17 protein-coding genes are annotated in these 18,510 nt (G+C 73.2%); 6 read left to right on the top strand and 11 right to left on the bottom strand.

Annotation, left to right across the window (positions count from 1 at the left end):
* Positions 1-2 precede the first annotated feature (2 nt).
* Positions 3-1,040 (top strand): PHP domain-containing protein, encoded by a 1,038-nt coding sequence (locus OHA30_RS00410; RefSeq protein WP_328917679.1) that lies wholly within the window; start codon positions 3-5, stop codon positions 1,038-1,040.
* A gap of 272 nt (positions 1,041-1,312) precedes the next feature.
* On the opposite strand, the gene OHA30_RS00405 is transcribed toward OHA30_RS00410, so the two are convergent.
* The gene (locus OHA30_RS00405; RefSeq protein ID WP_328911733.1) at positions 1,313-2,059 is read right to left on the bottom strand and encodes a 3-keto-5-aminohexanoate cleavage protein; all 747 of its coding nucleotides are present in this window, start codon (positions 2,057-2,059) and stop codon (positions 1,313-1,315) included.
* Positions 2,060-2,287: 228 nt separating this feature from the next.
* On the opposite strand from OHA30_RS00405, the gene OHA30_RS00400 reads away from it, so the two are divergent.
* Complete coding sequence (locus OHA30_RS00400; RefSeq protein ID WP_328911732.1) at positions 2,288-2,458, top strand: hydrophobic protein; 171 nt, start codon at positions 2,288-2,290, stop codon at positions 2,456-2,458.
* Positions 2,459-2,573: 115 nt separating this feature from the next.
* Here OHA30_RS00400 and OHA30_RS00395 read toward each other — a convergent pair whose 3' ends face one another.
* The 3 genes from OHA30_RS00395 to sthA all read right to left on the bottom strand — a co-directional run bounded on the left by OHA30_RS00395 (position 2,574) and on the right by sthA (position 7,201).
* Entirely contained in the window at positions 2,574-4,673 is a 2,100-nt protein-coding gene (locus OHA30_RS00395; protein WP_328911731.1) for a cellulose binding domain-containing protein, read from the bottom strand.
* A 166-nt stretch (positions 4,674-4,839) separates the two neighbouring features.
* Complete coding sequence (locus OHA30_RS00390; RefSeq protein WP_328911730.1) at positions 4,840-5,484, bottom strand: class I SAM-dependent methyltransferase family protein; 645 nt, start codon at positions 5,482-5,484, stop codon at positions 4,840-4,842.
* 313 nt (positions 5,485-5,797) lie between these two features.
* Positions 5,798-7,201 (bottom strand): Si-specific NAD(P)(+) transhydrogenase, encoded by a 1,404-nt coding sequence (gene sthA / locus OHA30_RS00385; RefSeq protein WP_328911729.1) that lies wholly within the window; start codon positions 7,199-7,201, stop codon positions 5,798-5,800.
* A 165-nt stretch (positions 7,202-7,366) separates the two neighbouring features.
* Here sthA and OHA30_RS00380 point away from each other — a divergent pair, with 165 nt between their 5' ends.
* Entirely contained in the window at positions 7,367-8,350 is a 984-nt protein-coding gene (locus OHA30_RS00380; protein ID WP_328911728.1) for a magnesium and cobalt transport protein CorA, read from the top strand.
* A gap of 38 nt (positions 8,351-8,388) precedes the next feature.
* Here OHA30_RS00380 and OHA30_RS00375 read toward each other — a convergent pair whose 3' ends face one another.
* The 4 genes from OHA30_RS00375 to OHA30_RS00360 all read right to left on the bottom strand — a co-directional run bounded on the left by OHA30_RS00375 (position 8,389) and on the right by OHA30_RS00360 (position 13,407).
* Positions 8,389-10,752 (bottom strand): glycoside hydrolase family 65 protein, encoded by a 2,364-nt coding sequence (locus OHA30_RS00375; protein ID WP_328911727.1) that lies wholly within the window; start codon positions 10,750-10,752, stop codon positions 8,389-8,391.
* The gene (locus OHA30_RS00370; RefSeq protein ID WP_328911726.1) at positions 10,749-11,492 is read right to left on the bottom strand and encodes an HAD family hydrolase; all 744 of its coding nucleotides are present in this window, start codon (positions 11,490-11,492) and stop codon (positions 10,749-10,751) included. The genes OHA30_RS00375 and OHA30_RS00370 overlap by 4 nt, the downstream gene beginning before the upstream one ends.
* Positions 11,493-11,875: 383 nt before the next feature.
* On the bottom strand, positions 11,876-12,841 hold the full coding sequence (locus OHA30_RS00365; protein ID WP_328911725.1) for a carbohydrate kinase family protein: 966 nt from the start codon (positions 12,839-12,841) through the stop codon (positions 11,876-11,878).
* Between the two features lie 101 nt (positions 12,842-12,942).
* On the bottom strand, positions 12,943-13,407 hold the full coding sequence (locus tag OHA30_RS00360; protein ID WP_328911724.1) for a MarR family winged helix-turn-helix transcriptional regulator: 465 nt from the start codon (positions 13,405-13,407) through the stop codon (positions 12,943-12,945).
* Between the two features lie 223 nt (positions 13,408-13,630).
* Here OHA30_RS00360 and OHA30_RS00355 point away from each other — a divergent pair, with 223 nt between their 5' ends.
* Entirely contained in the window at positions 13,631-14,866 is a 1,236-nt protein-coding gene (locus tag OHA30_RS00355) for an MFS transporter (protein ID WP_328911723.1), read from the top strand.
* A 53-nt stretch (positions 14,867-14,919) separates the two neighbouring features.
* On the opposite strand, the gene OHA30_RS00350 is transcribed toward OHA30_RS00355, so the two are convergent.
* Complete coding sequence (locus OHA30_RS00350; protein ID WP_328911722.1) at positions 14,920-15,333, bottom strand: DUF2795 domain-containing protein; 414 nt, start codon at positions 15,331-15,333, stop codon at positions 14,920-14,922.
* Between the two features lie 233 nt (positions 15,334-15,566).
* Here OHA30_RS00350 and OHA30_RS00345 point away from each other — a divergent pair, with 233 nt between their 5' ends.
* Positions 15,567-15,884, top strand: coding sequence for a hypothetical protein (locus tag OHA30_RS00345; RefSeq protein WP_328911721.1), 318 nt, complete (start codon positions 15,567-15,569; stop codon positions 15,882-15,884).
* Between the two features lie 48 nt (positions 15,885-15,932).
* Here the strand turns inward: OHA30_RS00345 and OHA30_RS00340 are convergent, their stop codons facing one another.
* Together OHA30_RS00340 and OHA30_RS00335 are read right to left on the bottom strand one after the other, a co-directional pair.
* Entirely contained in the window at positions 15,933-16,466 is a 534-nt protein-coding gene (locus OHA30_RS00340; protein ID WP_328911720.1) for a hypothetical protein, read from the bottom strand.
* A gap of 201 nt (positions 16,467-16,667) precedes the next feature.
* Positions 16,668-17,432 carry a G1 family glutamic endopeptidase gene (locus OHA30_RS00335; protein ID WP_328911719.1) on the bottom strand — a complete coding sequence of 255 codons (765 nt, stop codon included), beginning with the start codon at positions 17,430-17,432 and terminating at the stop codon, positions 16,668-16,670.
* Between the two features lie 316 nt (positions 17,433-17,748).
* On the opposite strand from OHA30_RS00335, the gene OHA30_RS00330 reads away from it, so the two are divergent.
* Complete coding sequence (locus OHA30_RS00330; protein WP_328911718.1) at positions 17,749-18,348, top strand: acyltransferase; 600 nt, start codon at positions 17,749-17,751, stop codon at positions 18,346-18,348.
* The last annotated feature ends 162 nt before the right edge of the window (positions 18,349-18,510 follow it).

Below are 18,510 nucleotides of genomic sequence, written 5' to 3'. Positions count from 1 at the left end.
CCATGGAACCGATCGAGGCGCTGGAACGGATCGCGTTCCTGCTGGAACGCGCGCAGGCCCCCACCTACCGGGTCCGGGCCTTCCGCAACGCGGCCGAGGTGCTGGGCGCCCTGCCGCCGGCCGACCGGGAACGCCGGGCGCGCACCGGCCGGTTCACCGACCTCAAGGGCATCGGCGCCACCACCGGGCAGGTGATCGCCGAGGCGTACGAGGGGCGTACCCCGGCGTATCTGGCCGATCTGGAGGAGGAGGCCCGCACCCCGCTCACCGAGGGCGGCCGGGAGCTGCGGGCCGCCCTGCGCGGCGACTGCCATCTGCACTCCGACTGGTCGGACGGCGGCAGTCCGGTCGAGACGATGGCGCTGGCCGCGCGGGGGCTCGGCCACGAGTGGGCCGTGCTCACCGACCACAGCCCGCGGCTGAAGATCGCCCGCGGGCTGAGCGCGGACCGGCTGCTGCGCCAGCTCGACCTCGTCGCCGAACTCGCGGACCGGCTCGCGCCCTTCCGGCTGCTCACCGGGATCGAGTGCGACATCCTCCCCGACGGCTCCCTCGACCAGCGCGACGACCTGCTGGACCGGCTCGACCTGGTGGTCGCCTCGGCCCACTCCGAACTGCGGATGGCCGCGCCCGCCTTCACCGCGCGGCTGCTGGCGGCGGTGGCCAATCCGCGGGTGGACGTGCTCGGACACTGCACCAACCGGCTGATCGGCGGGAAGGGGCGGCCCGAGTCCTCCTTCGACGCGGAGGCGGTCTTCGCCGCCTGCGCGCGGGCGGGCACGGCCGTGGAGATCAACAGCCGGCCCGAGCGGCGTGACCCGCCGGGCCGGCTGCTCGCCCTCGCCCGGGACGCGGGCGCGCTGTTCAGCATCGACAGCGACGCGCACGCGCCCGGGCAGCTCGACTGGCAGATCCTCGGCTGCGCCCGCGCCGAGCGGGCGGGCATCCCGCCCGCCCGCATCGTGAACACCTGGACGGCGGACCAGCTCCTGACCTGGACCACCACGGCCCGCCTCCCGCCGAGGGCTACACCCGCCTGACGCCGTCGTCACCTGCCACCCGGCCCCGGCAGGTGTCCCGGGTCGGTACGGCCCGCCACCCACCGCCGCAGACCCGCCGGTCCGCCGTCCGGGCGACGGCGTCGACGGGGGAGTCGGCTGCCGTCCAGGCGGTCGGCCGTCGGCCGGTGCTCCCCCGACGCACGACGGTCGGATCGGCCCGGTTCTCCTGCTTGCCGCTGTCCGGCGGCGCAGCCGGGACCCGGCTCAGGCCGGGTGGCGTGTCCTGGGCCGTTGCCCCGCCCGGAGGGCGGTTAGTGGGGGGACTCCTTTGTGATGATGTCCAGGGCGGCCTGGACGAGGGAGGCGTTGTCGGGGGCGGGGGTGGCGTCGGGGAGGAGGAGGGCGTCCTCAAGGCCGATCCGGGTGTCGAGGCCGCGCGCCGCGGCGACCCGGAGCACCGCCCACGCGCCGCCGTCCTCGCCGTGCAGCAGCACGGGATGGCGGCCGAGGCCGCCGGGCCCGTACAGCGCCGCCAGCTCGTCCAGCAGCGCCGCCGCCGTACCGGGCGCGGTACGCGGATCCGTGTCGGTGACCTCCGCGAGCACCCGCAGCACCCGCGCCGCGTGCGGCCAGGCCCGCAGCCGCCGCGCCGCGTCCGTACCGGAGAACACGCCCGCCTCGATGCCGATACCGGTCTCCAGCAGGGCGTCGGCGACCGCTTCGGCGCCCTCCTCGTGCCAGTTCACCGAGGCGTGGTCGGGCAGTACGGACCAGGACCGCACCAGAGCGGCACGCCGCGCGGCGTCGGGATCGGTCCACTCCCCGGTGGTCACCCCGATCGGGATGCCGGGGGCCGAGGCCCGTACCGACGCGACGGCCGCGTCCACATGGACCGGCGCCATCGTGTCGGCGCCCCGGTCGTCCTTCGGATGGATGTGCACGGCCCGGGCCCCGGCCGCGACGGCCTCCGCGGCGGCGTCGCCCAGTTCCTGGGGCGTCACCGGAAGCCGTTCGCAGTCGGATCGCTCTCTGGCGCCGTTGAGGCATACCTGCAACATGACGAAGATCATCGCAGCCGCGGACCCGCGGCTCCCTCAGGAGGCGCCGGGCCGCGGCACCTCCTTGCCCCGTTCGGCCGCGCCCCGCGGGGCCCGTACGGACACACCACGCGGGGACCCGCCACGCCCCCGTGAGGCCGCGCCCGGCGGCAGCGCGGATTCCGCCGCCGAACTGGTGTGCATGAGGGCATCGCGAGGGGGCAAGCGCAGGTCAGGAGGCTGATACACATGGGTCCACTTCTTTTGGTTCTGCTGCTCGCGCTGATCCTGTTCGGCGTGGGTTTCGCGGTGAAGGTGTTGTGGTGGGTGGCGGTCGTCGTCCTCATCGTCTGGCTGCTCGGCTTTGTCGCACGCGGCACCCACAGCAGCGGACGCCGGGGACGCTGGTACCGCTGGTAGCGGCTTCGCCCCGCTTCCCGTGGTTTTTCCCCGTACACACGCGGGCCCGGCCGGAACACCGGCCGGGCCCGCCTGGCGTGCCCGCGTCCACGGGCCGCGATGCGCTCGTTCGAGATCAGGTCGTCGTGCAGACCGTACCGTTGAGAGTGAACACGGTCGGGGGCGGATAGGCGCCGTTGTTCGCTCCCGTGAAGCCGAAGCTCGCGGAGTTGCCGCCGTTCGCGGCCAGCGTGCCGTTCCAGTCCACCGGCGTCGCCACCACGTTCCGGCCCTGCTCAGTGATGTTCGCGTTCCAGAAGCCGCTGATCGACTCGTCGCTGCTGGGGAAGGAGAAGGCGAGCGTCCAGCCGGTGATCGGCGTCGGACCGGTGTTGGTGACGCTCACATTCGCGTTGAAGCCGTTCCCCCAGCCCCCCGTGACCTGGTAGGAGACCTGGCAGGTCGAGCTGACCGGGGTCCCGGTCCGTACGGTGACCGGCTCCGAGGGCCGCGACAGCCGCCCGCTGGAGTCCCGCGCCAGCACGTTCCAGGTGTACGTGGTGCCGGGCGTCAGGTTGTGCACCGTCGCGGAGGTGCCCGTGGAGCCGACCAGCAGCTCGCTGGTCGTGCCCAGCTGCCGGTAGACCTCGTAGCGGTCGGCCTTGCCGCCGGTGGCCGGGGTCCACGACACGGTGGCCGAGGTGTCGCTCACGGCCGTCACCTTGGGCGCGCCGGGCGCCGACAGCGCCGAGGCGCTGCCCGCGGCGGGGTGCAGGGTGATGGTGGTCAGCGAGTACGGCGGCAGGGTCTGCGCCGCGGTGTTGGACGTGGTCGCCTTGTCGATGTCCGACGCCTGGTCGCGGAAGGTCGCCACGGTCGCGGAGGACGGGTCCGGGGTGAAGCCGGTGTAGTGCAGGGCCACGTTCTGCGCGTTCGCCGGGTCCTTGTTGATCAGCAGCACGCTCAGATCGCCGTTGGCGCGGTGCACCGCGTGCGCGGACACCAGCGCGCTGCTGCTCCCGGCATTCACCAACTGGTCCCCGGGGCGGCCCACTTCGCTGAGCATCTTGATCGCGTAGTAGGTCGGGAAGGGGGTGTTGAGCGCCGGCTCGCACACCGTGCCGACGCAGGTGCCGCTGGACAGGATGCCGTAGTCCTGGAAGTCCGTGGCACCGTCGGGCGCGGTGCTGATGGCCTCCGGGCCGTTGTGGGTGTCCCACCAGTCGACCGTGAACACCCCGCTCTGCAGCGCGGTCAGGTACGCGTCCGCGCCGAAGAGGGCGTTCGGCTGGGTGTCCTCGTAGACGTTCGAGTTCACCTCGGTCAGCGCGACCGGGGTGCCCGCGGCGCCCGCCGCGTCCAGCTGGTCGCGCAACTGCGCGAGCTCACCGGTCAGTTGCGCCGGAGAGTTGAGCGTCTGGGCCGCGTTGGAGCCGCCCGGGTACCAGTGCACGATCACGAAGTCGGCCTTGCCGGCGATCAGCGGGATCACCGTGTGGTTCCAGTCCGCGGTCTCGTTCCCGGCCATCACCCCGTCCGGCCAGTTGCCCGGCAGGGTGAGCACGGCGCCGACCTTGACCGTCGGGTCCACGGCCTTCATCGCGGAGGCGTACTTCACCACGTTGTCGGCGTACTCGGTCGGCGAGGTGTCGGCGTGGTTGTCGGTCTCCCAGCCGGAGCCGTAGTGCCCGTTGCCGTACAGCTCGTTGCCGACCTCCCAGAACTTGGCGCCGTAGCCCTTGGTGACGTTGGCGTACCGCACCCAGTCCGCGGCCTCCTGCGGGGTGCCGGAGCCGTAGTTCGCGATGAGGATGGGCTGCGCGCCGATCTTCTTCACGGTTCCCATGAAGGAGTCGAAGTCCGTGCCGGGAGCGACATAGCCGCCGGGCGCGGTGTTGTCCTGCCAGTGGTAGATGTCGCCGTACGAGCCACCGGGGTAGCGCAGCATCCCGATCTTCGCCGCCTGGAGGAGGTCCTGGACCTCGGGCACGTTCATCTGGGAGTCCCAGATGGCGCTGTTGAGCCCGTACGCCGTGTCGGGGATCGTGCCGAACCCCTCATTGGCGTTGACGGTCACATTGACCGCGGAACCACCCGGGTCGGCCGGACCCGCGGGGTCGGCCGCGGCGGTGCCGCCGCCGGCCAGCAGTGCGGCGCCGAGCGCGGTGGCCAGGGCCCCCGCGGCGATACGGCGGCGCCAGGGCGCCGCCTTGGACAGAACTCTTCGGACGGGCACGGAAGTTCTCACCTTCACGAGGCGGAATGTGGGGGGCGTGCGGTGATCCCATGGGAGCGCTCCCATATTTGGACCGGGCCACCCCCGCTGTCAATGCTCCCCGGCAACCCACAGGGTGCGGGCACGGGCCCGACGTACCGTCAATCCCCGTGCCCGCCAACGGAGTTCAGCCCCGCGCCAGTACGTCGTACCCGACGAAGGAGAACATCCGCGCCCCCGGCTCCAGCGGTCGCGGGACACCGGTGAAGCGGTGCGTCCCGATGCCCTGGCGCTCGTCCGGCGGCGACAGCCACACCCGCTCGAAGCCGCGCTCCTCCAGCCAGCCGCAGATCCGCGGGAAGACGTCGGGCTGCTTGCGGTGCCGGGTCCAGATCAGGGTGCCGCCGTTCGCGCACAGTTGTGTGCACCAGCCCGCGGCGCGCTCGATGTCGGCGTCGGTCAGATTGCCGAACACCCCGACCATCAGCACCAGTTCGGCCGGGACCAGGCCCGCGTAGGCGTCGGTCGCGGCCGCGTCGCCGGTCACCACCTCGACCCCGCCCAGGCCGGCCGCCTCGGCCGCCTGCCGGGCCCGCGCGGTGTTGCGCGGGTCGAGTTCCACCAGCCGCGCCGTCACGTCCGCGCGCCGGGGGTGGTCGGCCAGGGCGCCGATCAGGTCGCGGCCCTGCCCGGCGCACACGCTCACCGCGCGCAGCGGGCCCGGCGGCGCCGCGTCCAGGGCCTGCCGGATCAGGCCCTGGACGGTGTGCAGCCGCCGGGTGAGCGGCGAGTCGGGGCGGTCGTAGTCGTCATGCCATGCGTGCCAGTCCATGCGCCGGACCCTAGACAGCCCGGCGGCCCGCCGCACCCGAATTCGGCCCCGGGCGGGCGCCGTGTCGCGCTCTTCGGGGGTCCGGCGCCGAGCCCGGGCGGCGAGCCGTGACCGGGCCCGGCCACGCGTTCACGGCCACGTCAGGTGGCCGCTCCCGTCCCGGGTCCGGCTACGCGCCCGGGTGCTGGTCCCATGGCCGTCCCGGGTGGGGCGCCGCGCCCGGCGGCGCACCTGCGGCCGGTCCGGCCGGGTGCCGCCCCGGCCACGGCCGGTGGCCGCACCCGTCGTCGGTCCGCCGCGCGCCGCGCGCTCCTCAGTCGCCGAGGCGGTCGATCTGCCGGATCTTGTTGGTGACGTCCAGCGCCGCGACCTTGTACGACTCCGCCAGCGTCGGGTAGTTGAACACCGCGTCGACCAGGTAGTCGACGGTCCCGCCGCAGCCCATCACCGCCTGCCCGACGTGGATCAGCTCGGTCGCGCCCGTGCCGAAGCAGTGCACGCCCAGCAGCCGGCCGTCGGTGGGGGAGACCAGCAGCTTGAGCATGCCGTGCGCGTCGCCGATGATCTGCCCGCGGGCCAGCTCGCGGTAGCGGGAGACCCCGACCTCGAACGGGATCAGCTCGTCGGTGAGCTGGTCCTCGGTCCGCCCGATGAAGCTGATCTCCGGGATCGTGTAGATGCCGATCGGCTGGAGGCCAGCGACCGCGTGCACCGGCTCGCCGAAGGCGTGGTAGGCGGCGGTACGGCCCTGCTCCATCGAGGTCGCGGCCAGCGCGGGGAAGCCGATGACGTCGCCGACGGCGTAGATGTGCGGCACCGCGGTGCGGTACTGCTCGTCCACCGCGATCCGGCCCCGCTTGTCCGCGCTCAACCCGGCCTTGTCCAGGTCGAGTCCGTCGGTGAGCCCCTGCCGTCCGGCGGAGTACATCACCGCGTCCGCGGCGATCTTCTTGCCGCTCGCCAGCACCGTCAGGGTGCCCCGCTCATGGCGCTCCACGGCCGAGACCGTCTCGCCGAAGCGGAAGGTCACCGCGAGGTCGCGCAGATGGTACTTGAGCGCCTCGACGACCTCCGCGTCGCAGAAGTCCAGCATGGACTCCCGCTGCTCCACCACGGTGATCTTGCTGCCGAGCGCGGCGAACATCGAGGCGTACTCCATGCCGATCACCCCGGCCCCGACGATCACCATCGAGCGCGGCACCCGCTCCATGTTCAGCACGCTGTCGGAGTCCAGCACCGTACGGTCGTCGAACTCCACGCTCGCCGGGCGGGCCGGGCGGGTGCCGGTGGCTATCACCACGAAGTCGGCGGTCACCAGCCGGTCCTGGCCCTGGGCGTCGCGCACGGCCACCGTGTGGTCGTCCATGAAGCGGCCGGTGCCCGACAGCATCGTGACCTGGTTCCTGGCCAGCTGGCTGCGGACCACGTCGACCTCGCGGCTGAGGACGTGCTGCGTCCTGGCCGTCAGATCGGCGACGGTGATGTCCTCCTTGACCCGGTAACTCTGGCCGTAGAGGTCGCGCTGGTTGAGACCGGTGAGATAGAGCACCGCCTCGCGCAGCGTCTTGGACGGGATGGTGCCGGTGTGCAGGGACACACCGCCGAGCGACTCGGGGCGGTCCACGACCGCCACCCGGCGGCCGAGCTTCGCCGCCGCGATGGCGGCCTTCTGACCACCGGGACCTGAACCTATGACGAGCATGTCGAAATCGGGCACCCGCAGAGTCTGTCAGGTCGTCCCCCCTCCCGGAAAGCCGGTCACGCGGCCGCCGGACACGCCCGGCCGCCGCGGACCGCCGTGAAACCGCCGCGGGCGGGAATCAGGAACAAGGAAGGGGTCGGCCCTGGTAGGAGCGAGCCGGTACGCGGAAGGAATCTTGACGTGATCGTGGACTGCGCCATCTACCGGGACGGACACCGGGCCGGCACCCCGGACGACCTGTCCGACGCGCTGGCCGAGGCCCGCGCCGCCGGCGACTCGTTCGTCTGGGTCGGCGTGCACGAACCCACTGCCGGGGAGTTCGAACTGCTCGCCTCGGAGTTCGGGCTGCACCCGCTCGCCGTCGAGGACGCCCTCAAGGCCCATCAGCGCCCCAAGCTGGAGACCTACCGGGACTCCCTGTTCACCGTGGTCAAGCCGTTGAGCTACGACGACGCCGCGGGCCGGGTGACCGCCGCCGAGGTGATGGTCTTTGTCGGCGACTGCTTCGTGGTGACCGTACGGCACGGGCCCGCGCGCACCCCCTCCGAGGTCCGCACCCGGCTGGAGAAGGACCCCGTGCTGCTGCGGTACGGGCCGGTCGCCGTGCTCTACGCGATCTGCGACAGCGTGGTCGACGCCTACATGGACGTGGCCGCCGAACTCCAGATGGACCTGGAGGAACTGGAGGAGCAGGTCTTCGCGCCCAGCGGCGGCGACGCCACCCGGGTGGCCGGGGTCATCTACGCCTTCAAGCGCCAGGTGCTGGAGTTCCGGCGCGCCACCGGCCCGCTCGCCGACCCGATGGCCCGGCTCGCCGGGGGCGCCTCGCCCTTCGTCAACGAGCACACCCGGCCGTTCTTCCGCGACGTCGCCGACCACCTCACCCGCGCCAACGAGGCCGGCGACGGCCTCGACCACCTGCTGTCCGACATCCTGGCCGCCCACCTCACCCAGGTGGGCGTGCGGCAGAACGACGACATGCGCAAGATCTCCGCCTGGGCGGCCATGGCCGCGGCGCCCACGATGATCGCCGGGATCTACGGCATGAACTTCCACCACATGCCGGAGCTGCGGCAGATTTGGGGCTACCCCGCCGCCCTGGCCCTGATGGCGACGGTGGTCACCTTCCTGTACTTCCAGTTCAAGCGGCGCGGCTGGATGTGAGCCGCGCCGAGGCGGGGGACGCCCGCCCCCGCCCGGAATCAGAGGTGTTGCGAGGTGCGCCTGCGCGGGGCCCGTCCCGGCGGCTGCTGCGGCTGCGGCCGGTGCGGGAACTCCGGCAGATCCCGGACCACCGCCCGGTCCGTGCTGAGCGTGAACGGCTTCTCGTAGTGCAGGATCTCCAGCGGCTCGCCCTGCGCCAGGGTGTACGTGGCCGTGGTCCTGGTGACCTCCACCCGCAGCCGGCGGCCGCGGAAGACCAGACGGAACGCGATCCGGCTGAGCGAGTCCGGCAGCCGCGGGGCGAACCGGATCGGGCCGGCGTCGAACAGCCGCATCCCGCCCAGTCCCGCCACCAGCGCCGTCCAGGTGCCGGCGAGGGCCGCGATGTGCAGCCCGTCGCGCGCGTTGTTCTCCAGGTCGTCCAGATCCATCAGCGCCGACTCGCCCAGGTAGTCGTACGCCAGCTGGAGGTGGCCCACCTCGGCGGCGATCACCGACTGGCAGTACGCCGACAGCGAGGAGTCCCGTACGGTCAGCGGCTCGTAGTACGCGAAGTTGCGGGCCTTCTCCTCCGGGGTGAAGGCGTCCCCGCGCAGATACATCGCCAGCACCAGGTCCGCCTGCTTGACGACCTGCTTGCGGTACAGATCGAAGTACGGGTAGTGCAGCAGCAGGGGGTAGTGCTCGGGGTCGGTCCCGGCGAAGTCCCAGGCCTGGTGGCGGGTGTAGCCGCCGGACTGCTCGTGCACCTTGAGGTCGTCGTCGTAGGGCAGGGTCATCGCCGCGGCCGCGTCCCGCCAGGCCGCGGTCTCCTCGTCGGTGACGCCGAGCACCGCCGCCCGGTGGTGGTGGCGCTCGGTGGCGTCGGCGGCCGCCACCAGGTTCGCCTGCGCCATCAGGTTGGTGTACAGGTTGTCGTCGCTGATCGCGCTGTACTCGTCGGGCCCGGTGACGCCGTCGATGTGGAAGGCTCCCGCGTGGTCGTGGTGGCCCAGCGAGCGCCACAACCGGGCGGTCTCCACGAGGAGTTCGAGCCCGGTCTCGGCCTCGAAGGCGTGGTCCCCGGTGGCGGCGACGTACCGGACGACCGCGTCGGCGATGTCCGCGTTGATGTGGAAGGCGGCGGTGCCGGCCGGCCAGTAGCCCGACGCCTCGTCGCCGTTGATGGTCCGCCAGGGGAACGCGGCCCCGGCCAGGCCCAGTTGACGGGCCCGCTCCTGCGCCACGGGCAGTGTGTTGTACCGCCAGCGCAGCACCTCGGCGGCGGCCCGCGGCTCGGTGAAGGACAGCAGCGGCAGGACGACGGTGTCGGCGTCCCAGAAGGTGTGGCCGTCGTACCCCGAGCCGGTCAGCCCCTTCGCCGGGATCGCCCGCTCCTCGGCGCGGGCACCGGCCTGGAGCACGTGGAAGAGGGCGAAGCGCACCGCCTGCTGGATCTCGGTGTCGCCGTCGACCTCGACGTCCGCGCGCTCCCAGAAGTCGTCGAGGAAGGCGCGCTGCTGGTCGAGCAGCCCCTTCCAGCCGGTGTCACGTGCCCCCACCAGGGCCGCGTCGGCCTGGTCGCGCAGCGCGGGCAGCGACCGGGTCGCCGACCAGCCGTAGCCGACGAACTTCTCCAGCCGCAGCCGCTGGCCGACCTCCAGCACCGAGGTCACCGTCAGCCGGCTCACGTCGTCGCCGGACTCCGCGGACAGCTGGGTGGTCCCCTCCGGGCCCTGCACCCGGTGGTCCGCGGCGGCGGCCACCCGCAGCTGGCTGCGGACGGTGGAGTGGATCAGCCGCAGCCGGGTGCCCTCGGCGTAGTGCTCCTCGGCACGCAGCGGCGACTCCAGCGCGGCGGCCACCCGCGGGTCGCCCGGCGCGCGCGGGATCTCCTCGTTGGCGGCCAGCTCCGACTGCACCACCACCCGCACCTGTGCGTCCACCGGCTCGACCTCGTACGCGATGACCGCGACCGCGCGCTGCCGGAAGGAGACCATCCGGGTGGAGCGGACCCGTACCGCCCGGCCGGCCGGCGACACCCACTCGCAGGTCCGCCGCAGCACCCCGGCCCGCAGGTCCAGCTCCCGTTCGTGCGAGCGGGTGGTGCCGTAGCGCAGGTCGAAGGGCTCGTCGTCGACCAGCAGCCGGATCAGCTTGCCGTCGGTGACGTTGATGACGGTCTGGCCGGACTCCGGGTAGCCGTAGCCCCCCTCGGCGTAGGGCAGCGGGTGCAGCTCGTGCAGGCCGTTGAGGTACGAGCCGGGCAGGCCGTTGGGCTCGCCCTCGTCGAGGTTGCCGCGCCAGCCGATGTGGCCGTTGGACAGCGCGAAGACGGACTCGCTCTGCGGGAGCAGGTCCAGATTCAGTTCGCACTCGCGCAGCGACCACGGCGTGACCGAGTACGCCGGGTCGGTGATCACACCGTCACCCCCACCAGGGCGGCCAGGTCCGTGACGACCGTGTCGGCGCCGTGCCTGCGCAGCTCCTCGGCCTGGCCGACCCGGTCCACGCCCACGACGTACCCGAACCGGCCGGCCCGGCCGGCGTCCATGCCGACCAGCGCGTCCTCGAAGACCGCCGCCGCGCCGGGCTCGACGCCCAGCTCGTGGGCCGCCTCCAGGAAGGTGTCCGGCTTGGGCTTGCCGCGCAGCCCGCGCTCCACCGCCGTCACGCCGTCGACCCGCACGTCGATCAGGTGCTCGATGCCCGCGGAGACCAGCACGTCCCGGCAGTTGGCGCTGGACGACACGACGGCCGTACGCAGCCCGGCGCCGCGTACGGCCTCCATGTACCGGACCGAGCCCGGGTACGGGCGTACGCCATCGGTGTGGATCTTCTCCAGCACCAGGGCGTTCTTGCGGTTGCCGAGCCCGTGCACGGTCTCGCGCTGTGGCGGGTCGTCGGCGTCGCCCTCGGGCAGTTCGATGTTGCGCGAGGCGAGGAAGGTGCGGACGCCGTCGGCGCGGGGGCGGCCGTCGACGTAGGTGTCGTAGTCCGCGGTGGCGTCGAACGGCCGGAAGTCGGCGCCCTCCCGGCGCCGCAGGAAGTCGTCGAACATCTGCTTCCACGCGGCGGCGTGCACGGACGCCGTCGGGGTCAGGACGCCATCGAGGTCGAAAAGGCAGGCACGCACTCCGCTGGGCAGGCCGATCTCCGTCATGTGGCGCTTCTGCCCGCATCTCCCTCCGGGCATACCCCCCACCTCGGAAGACCCCCCGACTCGCCGAACGTCCCCTCGCGGGGCGGTGGGGTCTGCCCGGCGCCGCGGGCTGCGCCCGGGCGCGGGCGGGGCGCCGTACGGGCGGCCCCGGCCGGGGGCACGCGCGGTCCTGCCGCGGGTCATGCTCCGTACGTGGCCGCCAGGCCCGAGCCCCTTGCGGTCGGTTGTCGGGCCGCCGGTGGGTGGGTGGTTGCTCGCGCAGTTCCTCGCGCCCCTTTGGGGCTTCGCCCGGGGGTGCCCCCAGCGCCCCTTGGCGGCGCGCCGTGCGGGCGGTGGGTATGCGCGGGCCGCGGTGGGTCGGTGCGGGCCCGGGGCGCGGGTGGTCAGGGGGCGAGGTCGGCGGGGGTGGGCGGGTTGGCGCCCTCGCGGGCGCAGGTGAGGGCGGCCGCGCGGGACGCGAGGGTCAGGGTCTCGGTCACGGCGGGCGGCAGCCGGTCCCCGGACGTCGCGGTCCGCAGCGCCGCGCGGAAGTCCGGCGCGCCGCCGAGCAGCCCCGCCCGCAGCAGCCCGCCGACCAGCGCCGACGTGAAGGCGTCACCCGCGCCCACCGTGTCCACCACCCGTACCGGCGCCGCCGCCACCGCATGGCTGCCGTGCCGCCACCAGGCCCGCGCCCCCCGCGCGCCGAACGTGAGCACCACCAGCGCCGGCCCGCCGCCCTCCGCCCAGCGCGAGGCCACCTCGGCGGCGTCCCGCCCGGGATACAGCCACGCCAGATCCTCGTCGCTGGCCTTCACCACGTCGCTCGCGGCCACCAGCCGCTCCACCCGGTCCCGCTCGCGCTCCGGCGGCCCGAGCAGCGCGGGCCGCAGATTCGGGTCGTAGGAGACGGTCGCCGCCGCCCGGGCCGTCTCCACGGCGGCCAGCACCGTGTCCGCGCCTGGCGTCAGGGCCGTGGCGATCGAACCGGTGTGCACATGCGCGGGCGCCCCCGTGAGGACCGCCCCGACCGCCTCGGGAGCCGGCGCCCAGGTGATGTCGAAGTCGTACGTGGCCGCGCCGCGCGAGTCCAGCAGGGCGGTCGCCGTGGAGGTCGGGCCGCCGTCCACCGAACCGGGCGTCAACTCCACACCGCTCTCCCGCAGATGCCGCAGCAGCAGATCGCCGTACCGGTCCCGGCCGATCCGCGTGGCGAACCGTACCGGGTGGCCCAGCCGGCCCAGGCCCAGCGCCACGTTGGCCGGGCTGCCGCCGGGCACCTCGCGCCTGCGCCCGCCCGGCTCGACCAGCACGTCGATGAGCGCCTCACCGATGACCAGCGCGGGCGCGGGTACCGCCGCAAGCGCCATGTGAACTCCTCTGCCGTCGAAGCCGCCGTAAGGGCGGGGCCGCCCCGGAAGGGGACCGTGCCCTGGAGACTACGAGGCCGCGCGGCGTGTCCGACCGCCGCTCACACCCGCAGCGGGCCCGGGGTCCGCTCGACCGCCTCCACCAGCGGCGCGAGCTGCGGATCGCGCGCCGCCAGATCCAGCGCCTCGCGCAGCGCCGCGCAGTTCGTCGGCCGCGCGGCCGCCAGCAGCGCGAGCCCGGACTCGCTCACGTCGGTGTAGATGCCGCGCCGGTCGGTGGGGCACAGATAGCGGGCCAGCAGCCCGCGCTCCTCAAGGCGCGTCACGAGCCGGGTGGTCGCGGACTGGCTGAGCACCACCGCGTCGGCGACCTGCCTCATCTGGAGGTGGCCGCCCTCCCCGTCGTGCTGGCGGCTGAGCACGTCGAGCAGCGCGTACTCGCGCACGCTCAGCCCGTGACCGGACTGGAGCGCCCGCTCGATGCGGGCCTCGATCCGCCCGTGCAGGACGGACAGGGCGCACCAGCTGTCGGCCAGGGCGGTCAGTGCCGGGTCCGTGGCGGTCATGGTCCCTCCGTGGCGGTGCCGGCCCGGGGCGTGGGTGCCGTACGGGCGCACCTCAAACTATAGCGCGCTTGCAATTAACCAGCGTCTGCAATTATTGTCGGCGCTCGTAAGACGCTTCCGCATTGATTCCCGGGCCGGGCACCTGCCGGGCACCCGTATCCGCGGGCCCGCATCCGGCATCCGGCAAGCCCGCGCCCGACCCCCTCACCGGAAAGGCCCCCTCATGCCTCTCGCGCTGCTGGCCCTCGCCATCGGTGCCTTCGGCATCGGCACCACCGAGTTCGTCGTCATGGGCCTGCTGCCGCAGATCGCCGGCGACTTCGGCGTCTCCGTGCCCACCGCGGGCTTCCTCGTCACCGGCTACGCCCTCGGCGTGATGACGGGCGCCCCGCTGATGACCGCGCTGGGCACCCGGATCTCCCGCAAACGGATGCTGATGCTGCTCATGGGCCTGTTCGTCCTGGGCAATCTGGTCTCCGCGGCCGCCCCGGTCTTCGCCGTGATGCTGATCGGCCGAGTGATCGCCTCGTTCGCGCACGGCGCCTTCTTCGGCATCGGCTCGGTGGTCGCCGCCGGCCTGGTCGCGCCGCAGAAGAAGGCGGGCGCCATCGCGATGATGTTCACCGGGCTGACCGTCGCGAACGTCGTCGGCGTCCCCCTGGGCACGTACGTCGGGCAGAGCGCGGGCTGGCGGGTCACCTTCGTGCTGGTCGCCGGGCTCGGCGTCCTGGGCCTGCTCGGCGTCGCCCGGCTCGTCCCCGACCTGCCCCGGCCGCCGGGGGTGCGGCTGCGGCACGAACTGGCCGCCCTGCGCGATGTCCAGGTGCTGCTGGCGATGGGGATGACCGTGCTCGGCTTCGGCGGGGTCTTCGCCGCGATCACCTACATCGCGCCGATGGCCACCGAGGTCACCGGGTACGCCGAGGGGTCGGTGAGCTGGCTGCTGGTGCTCTTCGGGCTGGGCATGGTGGCCGGAAACCTCCTCGGCGGGCGGTTCGCCGACCGCCGGCTGATGCCGATGCTGTACGTGACGCTCGGCTCGCTCGCCGTCGTACTCGCCGCCTTCACCGTCACCGCGCACGGCAAGGTCGCGGCCGCCGGCACCGTCTTCCTGATCGGCGCGCTCGGCTTCGCGACCGTGCCGCCGCTCCAGAAGCGGGTGCTCGACCACGCGTCCGGCGCCCCGACGCTCGCCTCTGCGGTCAACATCGGCGCCTTCAACCTCGGCAACGCGCTCGCCGCGTGGCTCGGCGGCCTGGTCATCGCCGCCGGCCACGGCTACACCGCCGCGAACTGGGTCGGCGCCGCGCTCGCCGCCTCCGCGCTGGTGCTCGCCCTGGTCTCCGGCGCCCTGGAGCGCGCGGGCCGGGGGTCGGGGGGCCGGGGAGCAGGCCGTACGGTCGTCCGTTCCACGCCCGGAGCGCACCCGCCCGCCCGCGCCACCGCGGACCACCGCTGACCCGCCGGACCGGCGGTCCGCGGTCCGCGAGGGAGCCGTCCGAGCCCCCGCCGTCAGTCGCGGCGGTCCTCCACGCCGTAGCCGAGGGCCGTGAAGACCGCCTGGACGTTCGGGTACGACTCGTCCGGCGGGAGGTCCGCCACGCGGTCGATCAGTCCGTCCGGCGCCTGGTGCCGGTGCAGGGTGCCCAGCAGCGCCGACCTGCGCGCCGGGTAGATCGTGCGTTCCAGGTGCCTGGCCAGATCGCTGCGGACACCGACCCCCTCCGGGGTCATGCCGGAGGGCGCCGGAGCGGTCGGGTCGGCACCGGCGCCGGGACCGGCGACGGGCAGATCCTCGCCCGAGGGCTGCGGCTCCATCTCCTCCTCGACGCGTACCGCCCGGTTGGCCTTGAGTTCGCCCTGAATCCGCCGCTTCAGCTCGTCGTCACGGGCGAAGCCGGTCTTGTTGGTTCCCTGGTCCGTCATGGGGATGTGGCCTCCCTGGTCGTTCCTCGGCCGACGCCGGGCCCGCCGCGGCGGGCCCTCCACCGGCTCCACGACCCCGTCGGGTACCCGCCCGGAACGTCCCGAAACGGCCCCCCGGTCAGAGGCGCGCGAAGCGGCACCGCGAGCCCCCGCCACCGCCCGGACGGGCGCCGCCGTCAGCCGGACGGACGACGCCGCAGGATTCCCGCGCGCTGACGGGGCAGGGTCTGAGCATGACCACCTATGTCGTCACCGTTCCCGGCACGTTCCTCGAAGCCCCGACCGAGCAGACCCGCGAGGCCCTGGTACGGGCCCTGCGCTCGGCCGACCCGCGGGGCACCGACTTCGGCGAGGCGGAGAACCTGGACATCCTCACGGTCTACGAGGGCTCCCCGGCCTTCAGCCTCCACCTGGAGGTCGAGGCCGAGAGCGCGCCCGCGGCCCAGGACTCCGCCCGGGAGCTGGTCACGGACGCCCTGCGCACGGCCGGCCACCCCGAGGGGGCCGCGGCCCTGGGCGTACCGGTCATCACCGGCATCGACACGGACTGACCGCCGTACCCGGGATCCGGGTACGGCGGCCGAGGGGTGCCCGCCCGGTCAGGACGCCGGGCTGAGCCCGATGCTCACATACGTCACCGGGACGACCGACGGGCGCGCGTCGGCGTTGGCCGGCACGGGCGTGAAGACGACCGTGCCGGTGCCGTAGCAGGGCAGTTCGATCGACGTCGGGATCGGCGCCCTGACCGCGTAGGTGCTCAGGACCGACGACTTGGAGGCGACCGTCGGGACCCCGAAGTCGACGGCCACCTGGTGCGCGTCGCCCGTGTAGCCCAGGGGCGTCGTCGAGGACGAGACGGCCCCCGGCAGTACGTCCACGGTCTGGCCGCCCACCGGGTGCCCGGTCTCCCCGGGCGTGATCGGCCCGAAGCAGCCGACCTGGATGACGGCCCCGGTCGTCACACCGTTGACCTGTCCGAAAAACCACTGCTGCGGCCCGATCGGCGCCGGATCGACCACGGCGGCCGCCGCGGACGACACTCCGGCGACCCCGGCCGACACCACGAGCGCGGCGGCCGTCGCGCCCACACGCAATGAACGCGACGCACGGATCCGATGGTGCTTGCTGCGCATGTCTACCTCCGAAAGAGCGAACCGGAACCGTCGGCGGTCCCGGAGGGCGTGGGGCGAACTGTGCAGGAGCACCAGCATGATAGCGAGGCGGAGCCGATTCGTACCCCGCGCCGCGTCACACACCGGGAGCGCGGTGCGACGCGGCGCCGGGTTCAGGACACCGGCCGGCCGGCGGCCGTGGTCACGGGCGGTGAGCGGACGTCAGCTGTGGTTCCAGGCGACGGTGAAGCTGTTGCCGCCCGACAGCGCGGAGGTCGTGGCCTTGGTCGTGCTGCCCGAGGCCATGTTGATCTTGTCGGGGCCGTAGTTACCGATCGGCTGGCCGTTGGCGGTCGCGCTGGTGAAGGCCGCGGTGCTGAAGTGCGCCAGCGGAAGCACCCCGGAGGAGCTGGAGGGCGCCTCGGCGATGACCTCGGCCGAGGCGAGTGAGGCGCCGCTGAGCGTCTTGGTGGTGGTCTTCGTCCAGTTCTTGGTGACGTCGGTGAGGGTGAGGGTGAACGAGCCGCTGCCGTTGGTGCTCACCGTGGCGGTGAACTGGTCGCCGGGGCTGACGGTGTTGGTGTAGTTCACCGGGTATGCCGGATACATCTCGTACCAGGAGGAGTACACCGCGCGGCCGCCCGAGCAGTCGGCCTCGGTGCCGGTCTGCTCCACGGAGCTGCTGCCGTCGCCGTCGAGACCGATCCAGAACGAGGAGTAGGTCGTGGTGCTGGTGCAGGTCACCGACGGCTGCACCCAGCTGGCGGAGACGCTGGTGAAACGGGAGCCGGTGGCCGCGTAACCGGCCCAGTTGGAGCTGGTGCTGTGCGTGACGCGCCCGGCGGGGTTGATCAGGCGGTGGCTCGCCAGCGGGGTCTGCCGGGCCGCCGGGGCGGTCGCGGCGACGGCGGGCGCGGTCGCCAGGGCGGACAGTACGGCTGCGGCCACGGCGGATACGGCGGTGACGCGGCGAATGGTTGCCGACATGCTGCTCCTTCTCGCGGGTCTCGCGGTGCAGGACACAACCGGCGTGTCCCGATGGGTTGCCGGGACGCCAGTGGTGATTGTCAGTGTGCAGACAATCGGCTCGACGGCGGCTCAGGGCGGGTCAAACGATCGGCAAAGGTCGTGTCAAGTCCCCTGGGGAATCAGCCCTGTTGCCGGTCCTGATGGGCAATGCCGGGAATGCCCACCGGCCAACCCCGGCCCGAATCAGGACAGTTGGGCCGGATCGCCGTGCGGGCCGGCGGCCGCCGCCTATGCTCGCCGTGCACGGGAGACGTTCTTGGGGGGAGTCGGCACGATGACGGTCACCGTCCAGCCCACGTCGCAGGTCGACGCGACGGCCGAACTCGGCGAGGGCACGACCATCTGGGAGTTGGCGCAGATCCGCGAGCGGGCCGTGCTCGGCCGCGGCTGCAATGTGGGCCGGGGGGCGTATGTCGGCCCGGGCGTGCGGATCGGCGACCATGTCAAGCTGCAGAACTACGCGTTGGTGTACGAGCCGGCCGAACTCGCCGACGGGGTCTTCGTCGGCCCGGCCGCGGTGCTGACCAACGATCACTTCCCGCGCGCGGTGGACCCGGAGGGGCGGGCCAAGCGCGGCGGCGACTGGGAGCCGGTCGCGGTGCGGGTCGCCGAGGGCGCCTCGCTGGGCGCCCGTTCGGTGTGCGTGGCGCCGGTCCTGATCGGCCGCTGGGCGCTGGTGGCCGCGGGCGCGGTGGTGACCCGGGACGTACCGGACTTCGCGCTGGTGGCCGGGGTGCCCGCGCGCCGGGTCGGCTGGGTCGGCCGGGCCGGTGAGCGGCTGGTGGAGAGCGAGGGCGAACCGGGGGTGTGGCGGTGCCCGGCGACGGGCGCGCTGCACGACGAGAAGGACGGCGAGCTCTTCGAACGCCGCTGAAGCGGAACCTCCGGTGAACGGATGACGGCAGGTTTCCGCAAAACGTCAATCAGCGCACATCCGCAGGCATATCGTGTACCCACATTGCGGGCCGTACACGACAACACACCGTGTACGGCGGGGGGTTGGCACGATCGGTGACGGCTGAACGGAAGGGCTGAA

The organism is Streptomyces sp. NBC_00223 (assembly GCF_036199905.1).
GTDB lineage: Bacteria > Actinomycetota > Actinomycetes > Streptomycetales > Streptomycetaceae > Actinacidiphila.
The sequence above is the reverse complement of the archived record's forward strand: the minus strand, read 5'-3'. Positions and strand labels throughout refer to the sequence as shown.

What these genes read in the sequence shown, in the direction of transcription:
- OHA30_RS00410 (WP_328917679.1), top strand. Translation starts at nt 3, where the DNA reads ATGGAACCGATCGAGGCGCTGGAACGGATCGCGTTCCTGCTGGAACGC.
- OHA30_RS00405 (WP_328911733.1), bottom strand. Translation starts at nt 2,059, where the DNA reads ATGTTGCAGGTATGCCTCAACGGCGCCAGAGAGCGATCCGACTGCGAA.
- OHA30_RS00400 (WP_328911732.1), top strand. Translation starts at nt 2,288, where the DNA reads ATGGGTCCACTTCTTTTGGTTCTGCTGCTCGCGCTGATCCTGTTCGGC.
- OHA30_RS00390 (WP_328911730.1), bottom strand. Translation starts at nt 5,484, where the DNA reads ATGGACTGGCACGCATGGCATGACGACTACGACCGCCCCGACTCGCCG.
- OHA30_RS00370 (WP_328911726.1), bottom strand. Translation starts at nt 11,492, where the DNA reads ATGACGGAGATCGGCCTGCCCAGCGGAGTGCGTGCCTGCCTTTTCGAC.
- OHA30_RS00365 (WP_328911725.1), bottom strand. Translation starts at nt 12,841, where the DNA reads ATGGCGCTTGCGGCGGTACCCGCGCCCGCGCTGGTCATCGGTGAGGCG.
- OHA30_RS00360 (WP_328911724.1), bottom strand. Translation starts at nt 13,407, where the DNA reads ATGACCGCCACGGACCCGGCACTGACCGCCCTGGCCGACAGCTGGTGC.
- OHA30_RS00355 (WP_328911723.1), top strand. Translation starts at nt 13,631, where the DNA reads ATGCCTCTCGCGCTGCTGGCCCTCGCCATCGGTGCCTTCGGCATCGGC.
- OHA30_RS00350 (WP_328911722.1), bottom strand. Translation starts at nt 15,333, where the DNA reads ATGACGGACCAGGGAACCAACAAGACCGGCTTCGCCCGTGACGACGAG.
- OHA30_RS00345 (WP_328911721.1), top strand. Translation starts at nt 15,567, where the DNA reads ATGACCACCTATGTCGTCACCGTTCCCGGCACGTTCCTCGAAGCCCCG.
- OHA30_RS00340 (WP_328911720.1), bottom strand. Translation starts at nt 16,466, where the DNA reads ATGCGCAGCAAGCACCATCGGATCCGTGCGTCGCGTTCATTGCGTGTG.
- OHA30_RS00335 (WP_328911719.1), bottom strand. Translation starts at nt 17,432, where the DNA reads ATGTCGGCAACCATTCGCCGCGTCACCGCCGTATCCGCCGTGGCCGCA.
- OHA30_RS00330 (WP_328911718.1), top strand. Translation starts at nt 17,749, where the DNA reads ATGACGGTCACCGTCCAGCCCACGTCGCAGGTCGACGCGACGGCCGAA.